The 16,970-nt window shown below is 56.0% G+C and carries 19 protein-coding genes; all 19 read left to right on the forward strand.

Features of this window, described 5'->3' with window-relative positions:
- Positions 1-28 precede the first annotated feature (28 nt).
- Positions 29-700: an FkbM family methyltransferase gene (locus tag J7M22_03615; protein ID MCD6505693.1), complete on the forward strand. Its 672-nt coding sequence runs from the start codon at positions 29-31 to the stop codon at positions 698-700.
- A complete protein-coding gene (locus J7M22_03620) occupies positions 697-1,452 on the forward strand; it encodes a class I SAM-dependent methyltransferase (GenBank protein MCD6505694.1) in 756 nt (251 codons plus the stop codon). Before J7M22_03615 ends, J7M22_03620 begins: the two co-directional genes overlap by 4 nt.
- Complete coding sequence (locus tag J7M22_03625) at positions 1,370-2,347, forward strand: family 10 glycosylhydrolase (GenBank protein MCD6505695.1); 978 nt, start codon at positions 1,370-1,372, stop codon at positions 2,345-2,347. The genes J7M22_03620 and J7M22_03625 overlap by 83 nt, the downstream gene beginning before the upstream one ends.
- An 80-nt stretch (positions 2,348-2,427) precedes the next feature.
- Entirely contained in the window at positions 2,428-2,628 is a 201-nt protein-coding gene (locus J7M22_03630; GenBank protein ID MCD6505696.1) for a 4Fe-4S binding protein, read from the forward strand.
- A 22-nt stretch (positions 2,629-2,650) separates the two neighbouring features.
- Positions 2,651-2,860, forward strand: coding sequence for a hypothetical protein (locus J7M22_03635; GenBank protein ID MCD6505697.1), 210 nt, complete (start codon positions 2,651-2,653; stop codon positions 2,858-2,860).
- A 13-nt stretch (positions 2,861-2,873) separates the two neighbouring features.
- Positions 2,874-3,452 carry a class I SAM-dependent methyltransferase gene (locus J7M22_03640; protein MCD6505698.1) on the forward strand — a complete coding sequence of 193 codons (579 nt, stop codon included), beginning with the start codon at positions 2,874-2,876 and terminating at the stop codon, positions 3,450-3,452.
- The gene (locus J7M22_03645; GenBank protein ID MCD6505699.1) at positions 3,440-4,396 is read left to right on the forward strand and encodes an ATP-binding cassette domain-containing protein; all 957 of its coding nucleotides are present in this window, start codon (positions 3,440-3,442) and stop codon (positions 4,394-4,396) included. The genes J7M22_03640 and J7M22_03645 overlap by 13 nt, the downstream gene beginning before the upstream one ends.
- Positions 4,383-5,156, forward strand: coding sequence for an ABC transporter permease (locus J7M22_03650; GenBank protein MCD6505700.1), 774 nt, complete (start codon positions 4,383-4,385; stop codon positions 5,154-5,156). Before J7M22_03645 ends, J7M22_03650 begins: the two co-directional genes overlap by 14 nt.
- A gap of 43 nt (positions 5,157-5,199) precedes the next feature.
- Positions 5,200-6,609: a hypothetical protein gene (locus tag J7M22_03655; GenBank protein MCD6505701.1), complete on the forward strand. Its 1,410-nt coding sequence runs from the start codon at positions 5,200-5,202 to the stop codon at positions 6,607-6,609.
- Between the two features lie 45 nt (positions 6,610-6,654).
- Entirely contained in the window at positions 6,655-7,200 is a 546-nt protein-coding gene (locus J7M22_03660; protein ID MCD6505702.1) for a class I SAM-dependent methyltransferase, read from the forward strand.
- Positions 7,191-8,522: a hypothetical protein gene (locus J7M22_03665; GenBank protein ID MCD6505703.1), complete on the forward strand. Its 1,332-nt coding sequence runs from the start codon at positions 7,191-7,193 to the stop codon at positions 8,520-8,522. Before J7M22_03660 ends, J7M22_03665 begins: the two co-directional genes overlap by 10 nt.
- A gap of 26 nt (positions 8,523-8,548) precedes the next feature.
- On the forward strand, positions 8,549-10,048 hold the full coding sequence (locus tag J7M22_03670; GenBank protein MCD6505704.1) for a hypothetical protein: 1,500 nt from the start codon (positions 8,549-8,551) through the stop codon (positions 10,046-10,048).
- Positions 10,049-10,133: 85 nt separating this feature from the next.
- A complete protein-coding gene (locus J7M22_03675; GenBank protein ID MCD6505705.1) occupies positions 10,134-11,537 on the forward strand; it encodes a hypothetical protein in 1,404 nt (467 codons plus the stop codon).
- A 73-nt stretch (positions 11,538-11,610) separates the two neighbouring features.
- Positions 11,611-12,516: an MBL fold metallo-hydrolase gene (locus J7M22_03680; GenBank protein ID MCD6505706.1), complete on the forward strand. Its 906-nt coding sequence runs from the start codon at positions 11,611-11,613 to the stop codon at positions 12,514-12,516.
- Positions 12,473-13,195 (forward strand): sulfite exporter TauE/SafE family protein, encoded by a 723-nt coding sequence (locus J7M22_03685; protein MCD6505707.1) that lies wholly within the window; start codon positions 12,473-12,475, stop codon positions 13,193-13,195. Before J7M22_03680 ends, J7M22_03685 begins: the two co-directional genes overlap by 44 nt.
- 13 nt (positions 13,196-13,208) lie before the next feature.
- The gene (locus J7M22_03690) at positions 13,209-13,724 is read left to right on the forward strand and encodes an isoprenylcysteine carboxylmethyltransferase family protein (protein MCD6505708.1); all 516 of its coding nucleotides are present in this window, start codon (positions 13,209-13,211) and stop codon (positions 13,722-13,724) included.
- A gap of 35 nt (positions 13,725-13,759) precedes the next feature.
- Positions 13,760-15,124, forward strand: coding sequence for a sugar isomerase (locus J7M22_03695; GenBank protein MCD6505709.1), 1,365 nt, complete (start codon positions 13,760-13,762; stop codon positions 15,122-15,124).
- 206 nt (positions 15,125-15,330) lie between these two features.
- Positions 15,331-16,644, forward strand: coding sequence for a hypothetical protein (locus J7M22_03700; protein ID MCD6505710.1), 1,314 nt, complete (start codon positions 15,331-15,333; stop codon positions 16,642-16,644).
- Positions 16,645-16,970, forward strand: a 326-nt coding sequence (locus J7M22_03705; GenBank protein ID MCD6505711.1) for a DUF169 domain-containing protein, incomplete at its 3' end; no start/stop codon positions are given.

A 16,970-nucleotide genomic window follows, 5' to 3' on the forward strand; every position in this document is an offset into this window, starting at 1 on the left:
GATTGAAAAAGCTAAAGGAGAAACCGAGATGAGATACTTCATCTATAACTCCCCCGCCTTCAAATCCTATCTCGATAGCAGCTCGCACGTGAGAGGAGAGGTGGAGTTCCTGAGGTTGATAACGAGGAAAGGGATGGTGGGTATGGACATCGGGGGAAACGTGGGCGTTACGACCGTAACGATGGCGAAGGAGATCGGGGAGGAAGGGAAGGTATATGCCTTCGAGCCTAACCCCGGAAATATCGAGGCACTGAAGAGAAACCTGGCCATCAACGGGTTGAAAAACGTCAAACTCATCCAGATGGCGGTGAGCGATAAGGTCGGTGAGGTGGATTTCTACGGGAGCACTATCATTCCCGAGGAGGGGGCACAAAGGAGGAGAGTTAAAACCATCTCATTGGACAGATTCGCCGATGAGGAGAGGCTCGAAAGGGTGGATCTGATAAACATGGATTGTGAGGGGAGCGAACTGCTGGTTTTAAGAGGGGCTGAGAAAACCCTCCAGAATAACGACGTTAAGATATTCTGCGAGGTTCACCACGGTTTTCTCGAACGGTTAGGACAATCCGTTCAGGATATCGTGAGCTACCTTGAGAGTTTGGGGTTCCAGGTATACGGCGTCTCACTGGAGGACCTGAGCTTGAAGGAGGAGATAGACAAGCCGGAGTATATCTTCGCCGCTAAAAGGCTAGATCTATGAAGGGGAATAACAGCGAGGCGCGATACTATCCCAAATCGAAAGTTGAACTTCACGGGTTCATGGCCTATCATTACGATCTGATGTTGGATATCGTTACCCTCGGAGGATATCCCCCGTTCATCAGGAGGGTGATAGGGCTGATGGGGATCGAGCCGAAGGATAGGATACTCGACCTCGGCGCCGGGACGGGCAGAAACGCCTGCCTGATGATGGGATACCTCTCGTCCGAAGGCGAACTGATCGGGGTGGATATCTCCGATGAGATGATCTCGCAGTTTCTGAGAAAATGCGCTGACTTCCCGAACGCCAGGATCGTCAAGGCGAGGATCGACCGTCCTCTGCCATTCAAGGGAGGATTCGACAAGGCCTTCATCTCCTTCACGCTCCATGGATTCCCTCAGGAGGTCAGGGAGGAGATAATAAGAAATGCCTTCGAAATGCTGAGAGATGGTGGAACGCTATTCATACTGGATTACAACGAGTTCAACCTAAGGGAGATGCCCCTTTACCTGAGGATCCCGTTCAAGCTCGTGGAATGCCCCTACGCCTTCGATTTCCTCAGGAGGGATTGGAGGGGGATTCTGGCCGATAACGGGTTCGGCGAGTTTGAGGAGCATATCTTCTTCAAATACGTGAGGCTGCTTAAGGCGAAGAAAAGGAGGGTTGACGGTGGAAAAGATCGGAAAGGCGGTCTGGTCCCATCCGACGAGGGACTTCGCCGAGGGACCTCAGTCCGTCTCAGGAATGGTTAAAAGGTTGAAGGACGCGGGGTTTGATCTGATCATCCCCTGTGTGAAGGACACGGATGGCGCCCTCTCCTACCACAGCCGTATAGGGGACATACATCCCAGCTTCAAAGATTGGGACCCGCTGGACGTCCTCGCCGAGGAGGCGTCCAAGGCGGGGCTGAAGGTGCATCCCTGGATGTGTGTCTTCCCGGAGGGCGATAGGTCAAGGCTGCTGCGGGAGAACCCCGATCTGGCCGCCAGGGATAGAGAGGGAAAACCCCTGGGATGGGCGTGTCCCAGGAGGGAGGAGGTGCAGAGATATGAGCTCTCCCTCTACGAGGAGATATTGGAGGGATACGACGTGGCGGGCGTTCACCTGGATTACATCCGCCATGCCGGCTCGCAGATGTGTTTCTGTCAGGTCTGCAGGGATGATTTCAGAAAGCTGACGGGCAAGGAGCTGACGGAGCTGACGCCCAAGGACGAGGAATGGGAGAGGTTTCTGGAATGGCGCGCCGAGCCGATCACCCGGTTCGTAAGAAGCATCCGGGAGATAACGAAAAAACGCGGCAAGGAGCTATCGGCGGCCGTCTTCTCGGAGTATCCCTCATGCCTGATAGGCGTCGGCCAGGACTGGGTGAGATGGGCTGAAGAGGGGCTGGTGGATTATCTCTTCCCCATGAATTACACCAACAGCACCAAGGTGGCCGTATCCAAGACGAAATGCCACATCGCCCTCGTCGGGGAATCGGTTCCGGTCTGGGAGGGTCTCGGCAAATCCAGCTCAGCCTCATATCTCCCCACGGAGGCGCTGATCGAGCAGATCGAGGGGGTTTTGGAGGCAGGGGCGCAGGGAGTTGTCCTGTTCCATTACGCCGCCGTGGAGGATTCGGATCTCGATCGAATCAAGAAGCTATAGGACCGGCAGGATACATGAGACGAACTATCTCCACGTCGTGGTGACTCGAATGCCCGCGTGACACAGAGAGGTGAGCGAGGATGGTGAAGATAGACAAGGGGAAATGCGATGGATGTGGCGAGTGCATAATGGCCTGCCCGAATCAGGTCCTCTGGTTCGACGAAGGGGGCAAAAGCGTGAAGGTGTTATATCCCTTCAAATGCAAGAACTGCTACAAATGCGTGAAGGCATGTAAGCGGGGAGCTATCTCCCCCACCGATAGCGCCATACGCCATAGATAAACGGAGGAGGGAAGGGAGATCAATGGGGAAGGAGATGGGCTATCTTTACTACGCCAACAGCCTTGGACTCGGCATAGCCGATCTGGAAAGGATCGATATCTTAGGCAGATCGATCGAGGAGGTCACGGTGAAATTTAAACCTCACAGGAGATATAACTTGCAGAGACAATGGAGGACGGATAAAGCTGAGGAGCTTCTCGGACGCGCTTTAGCGACTTCAGGAAAACCCTGAAAAGGGGGGAATTTTGGAGAAGGTTTACCGGCTGCTTGCCCGACAGATCATCGAGGATTACCGGATAGAAAGGGGCATATGCGTCGAGATCGGCTCAGGGGACGGCAAACTGGGATTGGAACTCGCCAAGCTGACGGAGCTTTACATCTACATGGTGGATATCGATGGGAATGCCCTGAGGAGAGCGCTACGCAACGCACATGAGGCGAATCTGTCGGGCCGGATAACCGTCATACTGGCCAGGGCGGAACAGTTGCCCTTTGCGGAAGGCTCGGCCGATCTGGTCGTCAGCCGCGGCTCCATCTTCTTCTGGGAGGATAGGCCGAGAGGGTTGAGGGAGGCATATCGTATCCTGAAGCTCGGCGGCGTGGCCTTCGTCGGCGGAGGGTTGAGCCGCTACGTCTCCGAAGGGGAGAGGAGGGAGTTCGTCAGAGCCAGAATGGCCGCGTTGAAGGACGAGGAGAGCAGGAGGGAATGGATGAGATTGCGTTCGTCCCTGTATTTTCGACGGATCCTCCGCCAGGCTGAGATCCAGGATTTCAAACTGATCGTCGATCCCCCTGGGATCTGGGTGGAGATATGGAAAAGATAAGGAACGCCATCGAGGTCTCCCGCTTAACCAAGCGTTTCGGGGACATCCAGGCGGTCGACGGGATAAGCTTTCAGGTGAGGAAGGGCGAGCTTTTCGGGTTCCTCGGCCCGAACGGAGCTGGGAAGACCACGACGGTGAGGCTATTGACCGGCGTGCTGAGGCCTGACGCGGGCAGGATAAACATCATGGGGTTCGACATCTCAAAGGCTCCGCTCGAGGCTAAGATGATGATGGGGATCGTCCCCGAGATGTCCAACCCGTATATCGATCTGTCCGCCTGGGATAACTTGATGCTGATGGGCGAGCTATACGGGGTGCCGAAGAGGAGGAGGAGGCAAAGGGCCATAGAGCTGCTGGAGCTGTTCGAGCTGCAGGACAGAAAGGATCAGAAGACGAAGGGGTTTTCCAAGGGGATGAAACAGCGGCTCATCCTGGCCATGGCTCTAATTCACGAGCCGAAGCTGCTCTTCCTGGATGAGCCGACATCCGGGCTGGACGTGCAGAGCGCAAGGCTGATAAGAGAGCTCATCAGGGAGTTGAACCGAAACGGGGTGACGGTGTTCCTGACCACACATAACATCGCCGAGGCCGATCAGATGTGCGACAGGGTCGCCATCATCAATCGGGGCAAAATCGTCGCCATCGACGAGCCGGAAAACCTCAAGTCTGCCTTCAAAAGCTCCCAATCCGTGGAGGTCGCCTTCGACAGGCCGGTGGATGACTCGGAGCTGTTGCGACACATAGAGGGCGTCAGCGAGATCAGAAGGGAGGGGGGCAGGCTCAGGCTGTATACCGATGAGCCCGGCGATGTGGCATCCCGTCTCGTCGAATACGCCAAAGCGCATGGATTGAGGGTGTTGAGCCTAAACACCCTGGGGCCGAGTTTAGAAGACGTCTTCGTCCACCTCACGTATGCCAGGAAGGAGCAAGATGAGGAGCGATAGCTGGCGGTTCAGGGCGAGGATACGGCTCATCCACGTTCTTGCGATAGCTAGGAAGGACGCCAAGATCTACTATCTCAAGGCGCCCGTCCTGATATACGGCATCCTCCTCCCGATAGCTTTGTTCTTCGCCTTCGTCATAGGCAGAGGAATACCGCCCGTGAGAGCTCTGCCGGGACTTGTGGGGATGGTGCTTTTCTTCACCTCCTCCTCGGCCACACCGGTTGTGATCCCCTGGGAAACCCGGATGCGGACGTTAGAGCGGTTGATCTCCACTCCCGCCTCCGTCTCCTCCATAATCTCCGGGGATATCCTCGCCGGATTTACGTATGGTATAACCATCTCCCTCATTCCGCTGTCGATCGGCATATTCGCCCTCGGCGCGAAGGTTGTCAACCCGTTCATCATGGCGGTTGACCTCATCCTGGGAGCTCTCTGTTTCTCCGCCCTGGGGAGCTTGTTATCGTCGCCCCCGACGGATAACCCCTCGAACGTCATGATGCTTTCAAATCTGGTCCGATTGCCGTTGCTTTTCATAAGCGGGGTGTTCATCCCCATCGAAAGGATGCCTGGCTGGGGGAAAACCCTCGCCCTCATCTCACCCCTCACCTACGCCAGCGACCTGGCACGACATTCGCTCTTAAACGAGGGATACTATCCGATCCCGCTCGATATAGCCATGATTCTGGCGTTCGGCACCACATTTATAGCCGTCGGCATAGCGCTCCATAAAAGGAACATACCCAAAAGGATATCTCAATGAGCGAGAAACGCTCGGATTTGGGATAACGGGGAGGTAAGCAATGATGGAGGAGAACACGAGGATATATACCGTGTTCACATCATCGGGCGTCCAGCACTTTGAGGCCAAGCATATAAGGCCGTTGACGAACGATGATCTCATGACGGCGCTCCGCAGGGAATGTGAGGGCGTGGAGTTCGTCATCGGCTCAGCCGCTCATGATATAGGGCGAATAAGAGGGGAGTTCGACGGCGTGCTCATCTTCGGCGGCCTGAGGGATTACAGTATAGCGCTGACAGGGCTGCCCACGATAGCCGTATACAACTTCCCCGAGTTTCTCCACATCCCCTATGAGCTCTTTCTGAGCAGGGGAAGGATCTTAACCGCCTGTTTGGACAGGGCCGGCGCATGTTCCTCGTCCATCTCCTCCGCCATGTTTAAGGATCTGGTGGAGAAGATCAAGCTGATTCAGGTCCTGAAGAGGATGAGGGGGTCGAGGATCCTGGCCGTGACGGACTCGCCCTATGTCAACGTGATACACGGGGATCTGAAGAACGTGTATGAGGGGGACATAAGACAGAGACCTCCGGAGGAGTACAACAGGATCTTCACGAAGGCCATTGAGGAATCGCTCGGAACCGAGATCACGAAGATAGGGACCGATGAGGTGGCTTCCGATGAGGATATCCGGAATATCGATGAGGATGAGGCGAAGAGGATCGCCAGGATGTGGATCGAGGAAGCCAGGGGGATGAGGGACACGCTGGAGTCGGAGGTGGTTAAATCCGCTAAGATGTATCTGGCCATGAGGATACTGATGGAGAAGTATGACGCCACGGCCATAGCGACCCATATCAGGTCGCTCGTCAGAAACCCGAGGCCGGAGGACATGATATGGCCGAGTCTGGGCGATTCGGAGCTTCAGAAGCAGGGCATAGTGGCATGCTGTCAGGCACATATAAACGTGGTGCTCACCCATATGCTGGCGCAATATGCCTTCGGCAGACCCTCCATGATGGGCGATTTCACGATAGAGCCGTTCAACGGCGTGGGGATCGTCATGCACTGCGGCGCCCCCTGGAACCTGTGGGGGGATGATAGAAGGGTGCCTTACATCATAAGGGATCACGCCGAAAGACGGGTGAGGGAACACTCCGTCCCCGGATGCGGCGCATGCTCCGAGGTGCTGTATCCTTCGGGCGAGCCGGTCACGATATGGAGGATCAACGTGCTCGACAGGACGATATACCTCCACACAGGAACGACGGTTGACGGCTATTCCCTGTATAAGGATTTCGACTACCTGATGTGCAGGACGAAGCTGGTCGCTCGGATCGACGCGGAGAAGGTCCAGAGGCACATCTATCAGGACAAACGGGGCGTCCATAGGACGGCGACGCTGGGCGATTTCAGAAGGAGGATCAAGGATCTGGGAACCCTGATGGGGTTCAAGGTGGTAGAGGAGGACAGATGACGGCGAAAGGAGGGTGAGACCATCGGGGCGGAAAGGTGGTCCGAGTTGATCGAGGACATCCTGAGGGAGATAGGGGTCAGCGAGGGCCAGACGGCCCTGGATTTCGGGTGCGGCTCGGGCAACTATACCCTCCCCTGCGCACGGATAGTCGGGGAAGAGGGGAGGGTCTATGCTATAGATAAGGATGAGAGGGTTTTGAGCGAACTGGCTCAGAGAGCTAAGGCGCTGGGGCTGGAGAACGTAAGGACGATAAAAGCGTTCGTCTCCTCGAAAATGCCCCTTGAGGCCGGCTCGGTGGACGTGGTCCTCCTATTCGACGTCATACACTCGTATTACTTCAACTCAAACGGCAGGAGGAGGGTGCTTAGGGAGGTTCACAGGGTTTTAAAACCTAACGGCCTTCTGCTCTTCTACCCGGGCGATCCTGAGGTGTTCAACAACAGCGCCGAGCTGAAGGCCATCAAGGAGGAGATAAGGGAGGAGGGCTTTCATCTGGAGAAGAAACGATGTGGGGAGATCATCCACGAGGATCACCTCGTGAGAGGCTGTGTTTTGAGATATAGGAGGGGAGGTGTTGAAAAATGGGGGTAAAGGTTAAGATACAACCCGTCACCCTGGAGCCGACGAGGATAGGCGTGGGAAGGGCGCCCATGGCTGAGGAGGCATGGGCACACGGCCCCGCCAAGCCGAGGGATGTTAAAAGAAGCAAAGAGGTTCCCCCAGAACCCGTTGACCTGGGCTCCCTCGCACAGAAGTATGACTTTATCGAGGTCCTGCCTTCAAGGAGGGCGGGTAAGGTGAGCGACATCGACGAGTTGCCCAGGGACGTCTCGGCCTACCTGGTGGGAGGATCGAACTTCGGACTTTTGGGGGAGCTGTGTAAGCTCGGCAAGCCGATCCTAACCGGCTGGGATAGCTTCGGATATTCATGGGGAGGGAGGTTCATACGGGAGTTCGTCGAGGAGACCGATGTCGCCTGCTTCGTCCCGTTTGATGCCGAGGACGTCAGAAGGATACTCCGTGTCCTGAGGTCGATCGCCTTCCTGAGAGACCTCCGCTCCTTGTATATAGGGGATATCCCATCCCACAGCGTCAGGAACGCGAGCTATGACTTCGACGACATGCAACAAAGGCTGGGGGTTAGATTCCATCAGATCAGCGTGGAGGAGTTCGAGAGGGCCGTGGAGGAGGCCGACAAAGGGAAGGCTGAGGAGGTCGCCGGAAGATGGGCTGAGGATGCCGAGCTGCTCGACGGGAGAGGGGAGAGATTGACTGAATACGCCAAGATCTACCTGGGGCTGAAAGATCTCCTCCAAAGATACGACGCCAACGGTATCACGATGGACTGCGCCTACCTCAAGAGCGTCGAGCTCGTCCCCTGTTATTCCTTCGCTCAGCTCATAGATGAGGGCATACCGTCCGGCTGCGAGGGTGATACCTCCGCTTTGATCTCCATGGCGATCCTGATGGGCCTCTCAGGCGAAGCGGCCCTGATGGGGAACCTGTTCGCCAACACCACCCATGAGGATATAGAGAACAACATCATCGTGATAAACCACGACGTCGTTCCGCCATCGATGGCCGGCAAGGGGAAAAGGATGAGGCTCAGGGATTTCCACGCCATGGGGAAAGGGCTGACGGGGTTTGTCGAGCTCCAGGAGGGAAGGGAGGTAACGGTCGCCGGGATGGACAGAAAGGCCGGAAAGCTCTGGTGTAGCAGCGGCGAGGTGGTCTGGACGGAGGATACGGTTCACTGCCGAACGAGCATCGGCGTGAGGGTGAGGGACGCCAAACGGATAGGCAGGGAGAGCTTCGGACACCACCAGGCCCTCGCCTATGGGAACTGGACGGAGGAGCTCAAGATGCTCGGCAGAATATTGAAGATAGAGGTGCGATGTCTGAGCGAGGATTAAAATCGAGGTATTCAAGGAGGATCGAGATGGACAGGAAGACAAGGATATACGTGATATTCCCTTCAAGCGGCCTGGATCACAGGGGGGCGTGGAAACAGGAGGAGATCAGGCGGAAGGTGATGTCGAATGAGAGAATGCTCGAGGAGATCGAGAGGAGATGCGAAGATGTGGAGTTTGTCGGCAGGATTAACTTGATAGATGAGGATAGATTGGACCGGATAAGCAGATCCCACTATGGAATGACGGAGGAGGAGAGACTGTTCAGGGCCGAGACGCATCGGATCGCCCAGCAGAGGAGAAGGGCCGCCATCGAGGAGGTGAGAAACTCGCTCCACGAGCTGGACGGGATCCTCATCTTCGGTCCACCGTGGGGTGAACTGATCGATACGGGATTGCCCATCATAGCCGTCTTCCCCATGTGGGGGATGTGGATGTCGGGGTTTAACCCCAGGGCATACAGAGAGAAGGGGATCCTGATAGGCTATCTGCCCGTGGTAAGGGATGCCTCCGAGTCCGTCTTCTCGGCCAGATTGGACGATTTGGCGGGGAAAATAAGGCTGATCCAGGCGCTGTCGAGGATGAAGGGGATGAAGGCCCTTGTCGTCACCGATCGCCCTGTCCTGGGAGAGTTCGAACCCACCCCTCTCCAGGTGAGGGGCGATAGAAAGCGATATGAGGAGATCTACCTCCGTAATCTGAGAGAGACGTTCGGGATGGAGCTGGTGGCGATACCGCAGCGGGAGATGGTTGAAAGGATGAAGAGGGTCGATGAGGAGAAGGCAAGGAGGGTGGCACGGAAGTGGATCGACGAGTCGGCCGGGATAAGAGGGCCGAGTGAGGAGGAAGTGGTGAAATCCGCCAGGCTGTATCTGGCGATGAAGGAGTTGATGGAGAAATACGATTGCCAGGCGATAACCACGGAAGGATATGGCGTCTTTGCGGAATACAGCGGAGGACCTATCCCCTCCCAGGGTTTGCCCTCATCTCAGCTCTGTACCGACGGTGTTGTGGCCACCTCCGAGACACTGATAGATTCGCTCGTAACGCAGCAGATCGGCCTTCATGTCACCGGAAGCACCGGGTTTAACGGCGACTACATAATAGATCCGTTCAACGAGGTGGCCATCATCGGCCACTGCGAATGTCCCTTTAATCCCTGGGGGGATGAGAGAAGAGTGCCCTATGTCATCAGAAGCCTGCCCCGCTGGCAGGAGGGACAGGGTGGTGCGTGTGTTCAGGTGAACCTACCGACGGGCGAGAGGGTCACCGTGGCGAGGCTGAGCGTATATGACAGGAAGATGACGCTCTTCACCGGTGAGGCCGTGGACGGCAGGGAGCTTTTTGAGGATTGGGAGGATCTGGCGTGCAGGACGAAACTGGCGGTCAGAACCGATACGGAAAAGCTGCTCGAAAACCTTGACTGGCAGATCTTCGGCCACCACAGGGTGGCCTTCTACGGCGATCACAGGAGGATGTTCAAGGACCTCGCCACCTTGATAGGATATGAGATCGTGGAGGGAGGATAAAGATATAACCGTCGAACTTAACGGAAGGAGGTGATTGCTGCATTTTATACGATGTTGGGGGAACCACAAATTAGGAGGCTGAGCCATGAGTGATCGTAAGGTGAGGATCTATACCCTGTTCCTCTCATCCGGTCGGCCTGTCGGATATGAGGCCTATCGGAGGTATCACCCCGATGTGAAGATAATGAACAACGGGGAGATACTGGATGAGATCAAGAGGGAAGCCGAAGGGGTGGAATTCATCGGCACACCCGAGCCCGTGAGGGCTGAGGATGCCATCCCGAAGATAAAGGAGAGGGAGGACATAGACGGTCTCCTCGTCTTCGGCCCTCCTCCGGACGGGTTGATATCGATCGGGTTGCCTATGGTGGCCGTAGAACGACCCCTTGAAGGATGCACGACCGTGCCCTTCCACTCCTACAGAGGGAGCAAGGTTGTGACCTCCTTCCTTCCGGCACATCGTGATAAGAATCCCGAAGTCTACTCCTCACGAATACGGGACATTGTGAGGAAGATAGAGCTGATATCCGCCATAGCGAGGATGAAAGGCCTGAGGATATTGGTGGTGACGGATCTGCCCCCTCTGGGTTACTTCGAACCCATAGGCCTTCAGATTGAGAGGGGCAGAGAGGAGTATGAGGAGACATACACTAGGAACCTGAAGGAGACTCTTGGGGCTGAGCTCGTGCCGGTGCCTCAGAGGGAATTGATCGAGAAGATGAAAGCTGCAGATGAGGGAGAGGCCAAGGAGATAGCGGAGGAATGGATAAAGGGAGCGATTGCGCTTAGAGGTACGAACGAGGAGGAGGTGGTTAAATCGGCGAAGCTGTACATCGCCATGAGGGAACTGATGAGGGAACATGACTGCGGTGCCATAACCACCGAAGGATACGGCTGGCCTCCCCTCGGATATGGGGCGGGCATTCCATCTCAGGGTCTGCCCTCAACGCAGTTCTGCACAGACGGGGTGGTGGTGACCTCTGAAACCCTCACGGATTGCCTGATCACCCAGCAGCTGGGGTTGCACATAACCGGCAGCGCGGGTTTCATGGGGGATTACACGATAGATCCCGTAATCGATATGGCCATAATCGCTCACTGTGAGGGCTCGCTCAGGCCATATGGGGATGAGAGGAAGGCGCCTTATATCATAAGGAACCTACCGTTCGTTCCGGAGAATACGGGTGGGGCATGCGTGCAGATAAACTACCCGATAGGTGAGAAGGTAACGGTGGCAAAGATAAGCATCTATAAGAGGAGGCTCTCCCTCTTCACGGGAGAGAGCGTCTCCGGGGAGGAGCTCTTCCCATACTGGGATGATGTGCTGGGCAGGACGAAGGTGGCGATTAAGACGGATGGGAGGAAGCTGATAGAGAACGTCGACTGGAGAAGCTTCGGCAATCACAGGGTTGTCTTCTTCGGGGATTACAAACGGGATTTCGAGGATATGGCCAGGTTGATCGGCTTCGAGGTCGTGGAGTCCGCATAACGCCCGATCAGAGCCAGGGCCGCCCTCTACGGAGAGCGGCCCTGATTTGAGGTGGTGTAAGAGGTGATTGAGGATGCGCAAATCAAATCTGATGAGCTTAACTGTGACATTCGCCTTGCTTCTTGCCACATCGGCTTTCGCTAAGGATCTGAAACTCACCGTCATCTACGATAACAACCCTTTTGACAAGAGGCTGGAGACGAGATGGGGTTTCTCCTGCCTCGTGGAGGGGACGGAGAAGAGAATACTGTTCGACGTGGGGGGCGAGGGGAAAGTGCTGCTCAGAAACATGAAAAAGCTCTCCATAGACCCCAAATCGGTGGACGTGGTGGTGCTCTCCCATATACACTACGACCACATCGGCGGGCTTCCCGACTTCCTGAAGGTGAACGGCGACGTGACCGTCTACATGCCGAAATCGCTCCCACAGAGCGTCAAGGATACCGTCAGAAAGGCGGGCGCGAAACTGGTGGAGGTCGGCGATAAGCCGGTGAAGATCTGCAAGGGCGTCTACTCCACGGGAGAGCTGGGAAGCTGGATTAAGGAGGAGTCCCTCGTGATAAAGACCGCCAAGGGGGCCGTGGTGATAACCGGCTGCGCTCACCCGGGCGTCGTGAACATCGTCAGAAAGGCGAAGGAGATAGCGGGAGGCGACATCTACCTGGTTTTGGGCGGCTTCCACCTGTGCTGGATGAACGCCTGGAAGATAAGAGGAATCATCAAGGACGTGGAGAAGGAGAAGGTCACGAAGATCGCCCCCTGTCACTGCTCAGGGGATCTGGCCAGAAAGATGTTTGAGGACGCATATAAGGATAACTTCATCCTGGTGGGCGTGGGCAGGAGGATCAAGGTGGAGGACGCCTTCCCCGATCCTGAAGGCCGAGATGTGAAGGCGGATGTCAGATGTAACGGGAAGGAGCCGGTGGTTTTGGCCGATGTCAAGAAGGGGGTGGAGGAGCAAAAGGCCGATCTCAGATGACAGGGCAGAAGGTGGAGGGATGATCTCCGATCTATTGAAGCTGCTGACGGGCGGTTTCACCATGGGCTGGGGGCCGTGTCTCGCCTATACCGCTCCCCTGCTGCTGCCCTACATCGGCGGCACGAAGGCGAGCTGGCGAGCGGGGCTGAGGGTCGGCTTGATGTTCTCCCTCGGCAGGCTCATATCCCTCGTCATCTTGGGCGCCCTCGCCACGGTCGCCTTCAAAACGATCAACCGCTTCTTCCCGCCCACCAGATCGGGCTACTTACATCTCGTCACTGCGCTCTTCATGGTGACGTTGGGCGTTCTCATCCTGTTGGATAAGGGGTTTAGGACCCCCATCGGCGGGGCCTGGAGGAAGAGGGTGCTGGATAGGGGCGATGAGAGCATGCTGTTTTTGGGCTTCCTGGTGGGCCTCTCGCCGTGCGCACCGCTTGTGGCGGTGCTTACATACATCGCCTGCACGGCGGGAAACCTCGCCTCGGGGGCGTTATATGCCCTCTCCTTCGGCATAGGCACGGCCTTCTCGGCGATAGCTGTGTCGGCCCTGACCGGCCTTTTCCCCGAGAGGATATTCAGGGGAAAGAGGCCGCGCAGGGTCTTTCAGATCGTCTGCGGCGCCATTTTGATCCTCTTCGGGGCACAGCTCATCTATTACGTGCAAGATGTTATGTTTTGAAGATGGGATAGGGATGTCGGTATGCTGTAAACGCCTCATATACTGGCTTCTGCTGACGACCACGACTGTCGGCGGGGGAATAACCGCCGATCTGATCCTGAAGACGGGGTCCTTTCCCATCTTCGTTCGGGCCCTGGGCCTCATCGGCATGATATCGGCCCACTTCCCCCTTAAGAGATCGGGGAGGGTGCTCCGCTCCCTGGGAGAGCCCAAGGGGTGGGGATGCACAAGCCGGCTGGTCACCACGGATATCTACCGATGCGTCAGACACCCCCATCACCTGGGGATAGGCATCTTCATGACATCCCTCGGCTTAGCTATCGGGCATCCCTGCTCCTTTCTCATCATCACTCTCTCCCAATGGGCCTGGGTCATCTGGTTTCTGTTCACGATCGAGGAGAGAGAACTGAGGGAGAAGTTCGGGGAGAAGTATGAGGCGTATAGCCGGGAGGTGCCCATGCTTCTCCCGAAACTGTCCTGTGTTTTCAAGCTTCTGTTCGGCAAACGGCTTTCAGTCGGCGATGACTGATCGCCCCTCAATTTCAACGATCAGGAGGGTTAAAAATGGAGCTTAAGGTGAAACCCGTTCTGACATACGGGGTCTATCAAAGAAGGGAGGCGACGAGCTGGCGGCCATGGGGAGGGATACAGACCGAGGAGGACGCCCAAGAGGAGGTTCGAAGGATAGAGGGCGAATTGGGCGATCTGGCCTCGAAGGCTTCCCTCCCGCTGAAGATGTTCCCCGTTTCACCTCTGAAATCGGCGGAAGATCTATCAGGAGTGAAGGAGGAGCTGAGCTCCTCAGACCTCACCCTGATCTACGCCGCCGGAGGGGGAGGGAACATCCTCGAGGAACTCGTCTCCTCCAGCAGATGGAGCATCATCTTCGTAAGGCACAGATCGGGTCCCCTTTACCTCTGGTATGAGATCGTTCACCCCACCTTTCTCCGCAAGCGGTCGGACGAGTTCCGCCAGCCCGGCGTGGATGTGGACGATGTGGTAGTGGATAGCTATGATGAAGTGCTGTGGAGGCTCCGTGCGCTTTACGGCCTGAAGAAGGCCCTCGGAAGCAGGATAATCTCGATAGGAAACCCGGGGGGCTGGGGGATAGGAGGCAGAGCCGTCACCCTTGCTCAGGAGAGGTGGAGCCTGGACATAAGGACGGTCCCATACCCCGATCTGGCGAAAAGGCTCGAGAAGGCCAAAGGCGATGAGGACATCGTAAGACAGGCCCATCAACAGGCTGATGAGTATCTATCCCAAGAGGGCATCACCTTGCAAACTGACAGGAAATTCGTGGACAACGCCTTCATCCTCTATAGGGTCTTCAAGGATCTGATGGAGGAGCTTAGCTCTGAGGCCATCACCGTCGGCGGATGTATGGGGACCATACTTCCCGTGGCCCAGACCACCGCCTGTCTAACGCTCAGCCTGATAAACGACGAGGGCCAGCTCGCCTTCTGTGAGTCCGATTTCGTCGTGATCCCATCGGGGATTCTGCTGCACCACATCTCCGGGAAACCCGTCTTCCTCAACGATCCGACCTATCCTCATGACGGCGTGGTGACCCTCGCCCACTGCACGGCGCCGAGGAAGATGGACGGCAAGACTTACGAGGATGCGAAGATAATGACCCATTTCGAATCCGATTACGGCGCCACCCCTAAGGTGGAGTTCAGGAAGGGACAGGAGGTGACGGTGATCGTCCCCGATTTCGAGGAGAAGGTATGGGTCGGGTTTAAGGGGAAGATCCTGGACGCACCCCTTCTCCCGATATGCCGCTCTCAGGCGGACGTGGAGATAGAGGGGGATTGGAGGAAGCTACTGAGGGAGATGAGGGGATTCCATTGGATGATGTGTTACGGCGATTACCTGAGGGAAACCGGATATGCCCTGAAGAAGGTGGGTATAGAGTGGGTGACCCTCTGAGATCGAGCTCTTCGTAAGCCGTCCACAGTTCAATTGTCATTTGTAGTCATTAGGTCATTCGGCTTCGCCGTCATTTAAATGACGATAAATGACGACAGATGACAATAAATGACCTATAAGCGGCGGACTGCCGAGAGGCAGGCGGTAACTTTAGAAATCTCTACTACACTAAGCATATGAGCGAACCCATATGAGGAGGTGATCGGATGAGCACGAAGCTGAGGACGATCTTCGCCGCCCCGGGCGGTAGTTGGGGAGGGCTCTTCACAGAAGAGGAAAGGGAGAGGGAGATAGAGAGGTTCAAGGGCAAATTGAACGGGATCAAACCGCTACTCCCCAACGTCGAGTTCATAGAAGAGGAGTTGAAAGGCAGGGAGGACTTCCCAAAGCTGGATGAGGATAAAGGAGAGGACGGGATACTCTTCTTCAGCCTGAGCGGTGGAGTGGATGAGCCGATCTTCAGGGCGATGGATAAAGGGCTGCCCATGATCCTCTTCGTCGAGCCATATAGCTGGCATGTCTGGTGTAGGGAAGCCCTAAAGACACACAAGAACGCCGATAAACTCATGTTGCTCTCCACCACCGATTTCGGAGAGGTGGTGGGGAAGATCAAAGTCATAGACGCGTACAAAAGGCTGAGGGAGACGAAGATACTGCTGTTCGAGGAGAGAAAGGGCGATGCGGTGAAACTGATATACGGCGCCGATACCATCCAGAGATACAGTATAGGCGACATGGAGGCTAAATTCGGCGTCAGGATAGAGAAAACGGATAAGCAGGTTATCCTGGATGCCTATGAGAACGTGAACGACGAGGATGCTCGGACGGTAGCCGATTCCCTGATCGAGGAGGCCGAATGGGTGGTGGAACCGAGCAGAGAGGATATATTCAGGGCCTCCAAGCTATATCTCGCCATGAAAGGGGTGATAGAGGAGAGAGAGGCAAACGCCATAACCATAGACTGTCTGGCGATGCTCCACGTTCTGCCCACGACGCCGTGCCTCGGATTCTCACTGCTCAACGACGAGGGGATATGCGCCGCTTGTGAGGCCGATCTGAACTCTCTGATGACGATGCTGGTCTTCAGATACCTGGCAGATGTCCCCTCCTTCATCACCGATCCCGTGATAGATACGGCTGATAACAGCGTGATCCACGCACACTGCGTCGCCCCAACAAAGATGGACGGCAGAAATCGGGAAAGGTTCATCATAAGGAATCACTCCGAATCTAGAACCGGCGTATCCCTTCAGGTCAAGATGAGCGTGAGACAGAGGGTGACTGTGGCGAAGTTCGCCGATCTGAACAGAATGCTCATCTCCACGGGCACGATAATCGGAAACCCGGATTTGGATAGGGCGTGTAGGACGAAGGTGAAGGTTCGCGTCCGAAACGCTAAGAGGATGCTCAGAACCTTCTCCGGAGGACTGCATCGGGTGCTGGCCTACGGGGATCACGTCGAGGCCATCTCAGACCTCTGCAGGCTACTCGGTATCGAAGTGGCAGAGGAGGATGAATAGATGAAATTGATCAACGAGATCGGAATCGCCATCTCTCCGACCAAGCCGCAGGGCCTTGCGAGGGTCACCAGATCGGATTCCCACTGCGCCCTTGTGGGGCTTGCCAGGGAGGGTCGCTCCTTCTACGCCCGAAACGAGGATATCTCCTGCCCTCTGGCCCGGTTTAACCTCGGATTGGAGGAGATGAAGGGGGAAAGACTGAGGGAACTGGCTGGAATCCTGGTCAGTTGGGGCGATGCCGAGAGCGAGGAGATCGCCATAGAGTATCTGAAATCCGCCATCACGCTCGACGTCGGGGAGAAATACATCTGTTATTTCCCGATGAA

The organism is Candidatus Poribacteria bacterium (assembly GCA_021162805.1).
In the GTDB taxonomy this organism is placed as follows: Bacteria; Poribacteria; WGA-4E; order B28-G17; family B28-G17; genus JAGGXZ01.

Excerpts from the sequence above, each read along its gene's own strand:
- J7M22_03665 (MCD6505703.1), top strand. The coding sequence starts at position 7,191 with ATGGGGGTAAAGGTTAAGATACAACCCGTCACCCTGGAGCCGACGAGG.
- J7M22_03620 (MCD6505694.1), top strand. The coding sequence starts at position 697 with ATGAAGGGGAATAACAGCGAGGCGCGATACTATCCCAAATCGAAAGTT.
- J7M22_03700 (MCD6505710.1), top strand. The coding sequence starts at position 15,331 with ATGAGCACGAAGCTGAGGACGATCTTCGCCGCCCCGGGCGGTAGTTGG.
- J7M22_03635 (MCD6505697.1), top strand. The coding sequence starts at position 2,651 with ATGGGGAAGGAGATGGGCTATCTTTACTACGCCAACAGCCTTGGACTC.
- J7M22_03695 (MCD6505709.1), top strand. The coding sequence starts at position 13,760 with ATGGAGCTTAAGGTGAAACCCGTTCTGACATACGGGGTCTATCAAAGA.
- J7M22_03645 (MCD6505699.1), top strand. The coding sequence starts at position 3,440 with ATGGAAAAGATAAGGAACGCCATCGAGGTCTCCCGCTTAACCAAGCGT.
- J7M22_03690 (MCD6505708.1), top strand. The coding sequence starts at position 13,209 with ATGTCGGTATGCTGTAAACGCCTCATATACTGGCTTCTGCTGACGACC.
- J7M22_03675 (MCD6505705.1), top strand. The coding sequence starts at position 10,134 with ATGAGTGATCGTAAGGTGAGGATCTATACCCTGTTCCTCTCATCCGGT.
- J7M22_03680 (MCD6505706.1), top strand. The coding sequence starts at position 11,611 with ATGCGCAAATCAAATCTGATGAGCTTAACTGTGACATTCGCCTTGCTT.
- J7M22_03670 (MCD6505704.1), top strand. The coding sequence starts at position 8,549 with ATGGACAGGAAGACAAGGATATACGTGATATTCCCTTCAAGCGGCCTG.
- J7M22_03650 (MCD6505700.1), top strand. The coding sequence starts at position 4,383 with ATGAGGAGCGATAGCTGGCGGTTCAGGGCGAGGATACGGCTCATCCAC.
- J7M22_03655 (MCD6505701.1), top strand. The coding sequence starts at position 5,200 with ATGGAGGAGAACACGAGGATATATACCGTGTTCACATCATCGGGCGTC.
- J7M22_03630 (MCD6505696.1), top strand. The coding sequence starts at position 2,428 with ATGGTGAAGATAGACAAGGGGAAATGCGATGGATGTGGCGAGTGCATA.
- J7M22_03615 (MCD6505693.1), top strand. The coding sequence starts at position 29 with ATGAGATACTTCATCTATAACTCCCCCGCCTTCAAATCCTATCTCGAT.
- J7M22_03685 (MCD6505707.1), top strand. The coding sequence starts at position 12,473 with ATGTCAAGAAGGGGGTGGAGGAGCAAAAGGCCGATCTCAGATGACAGG.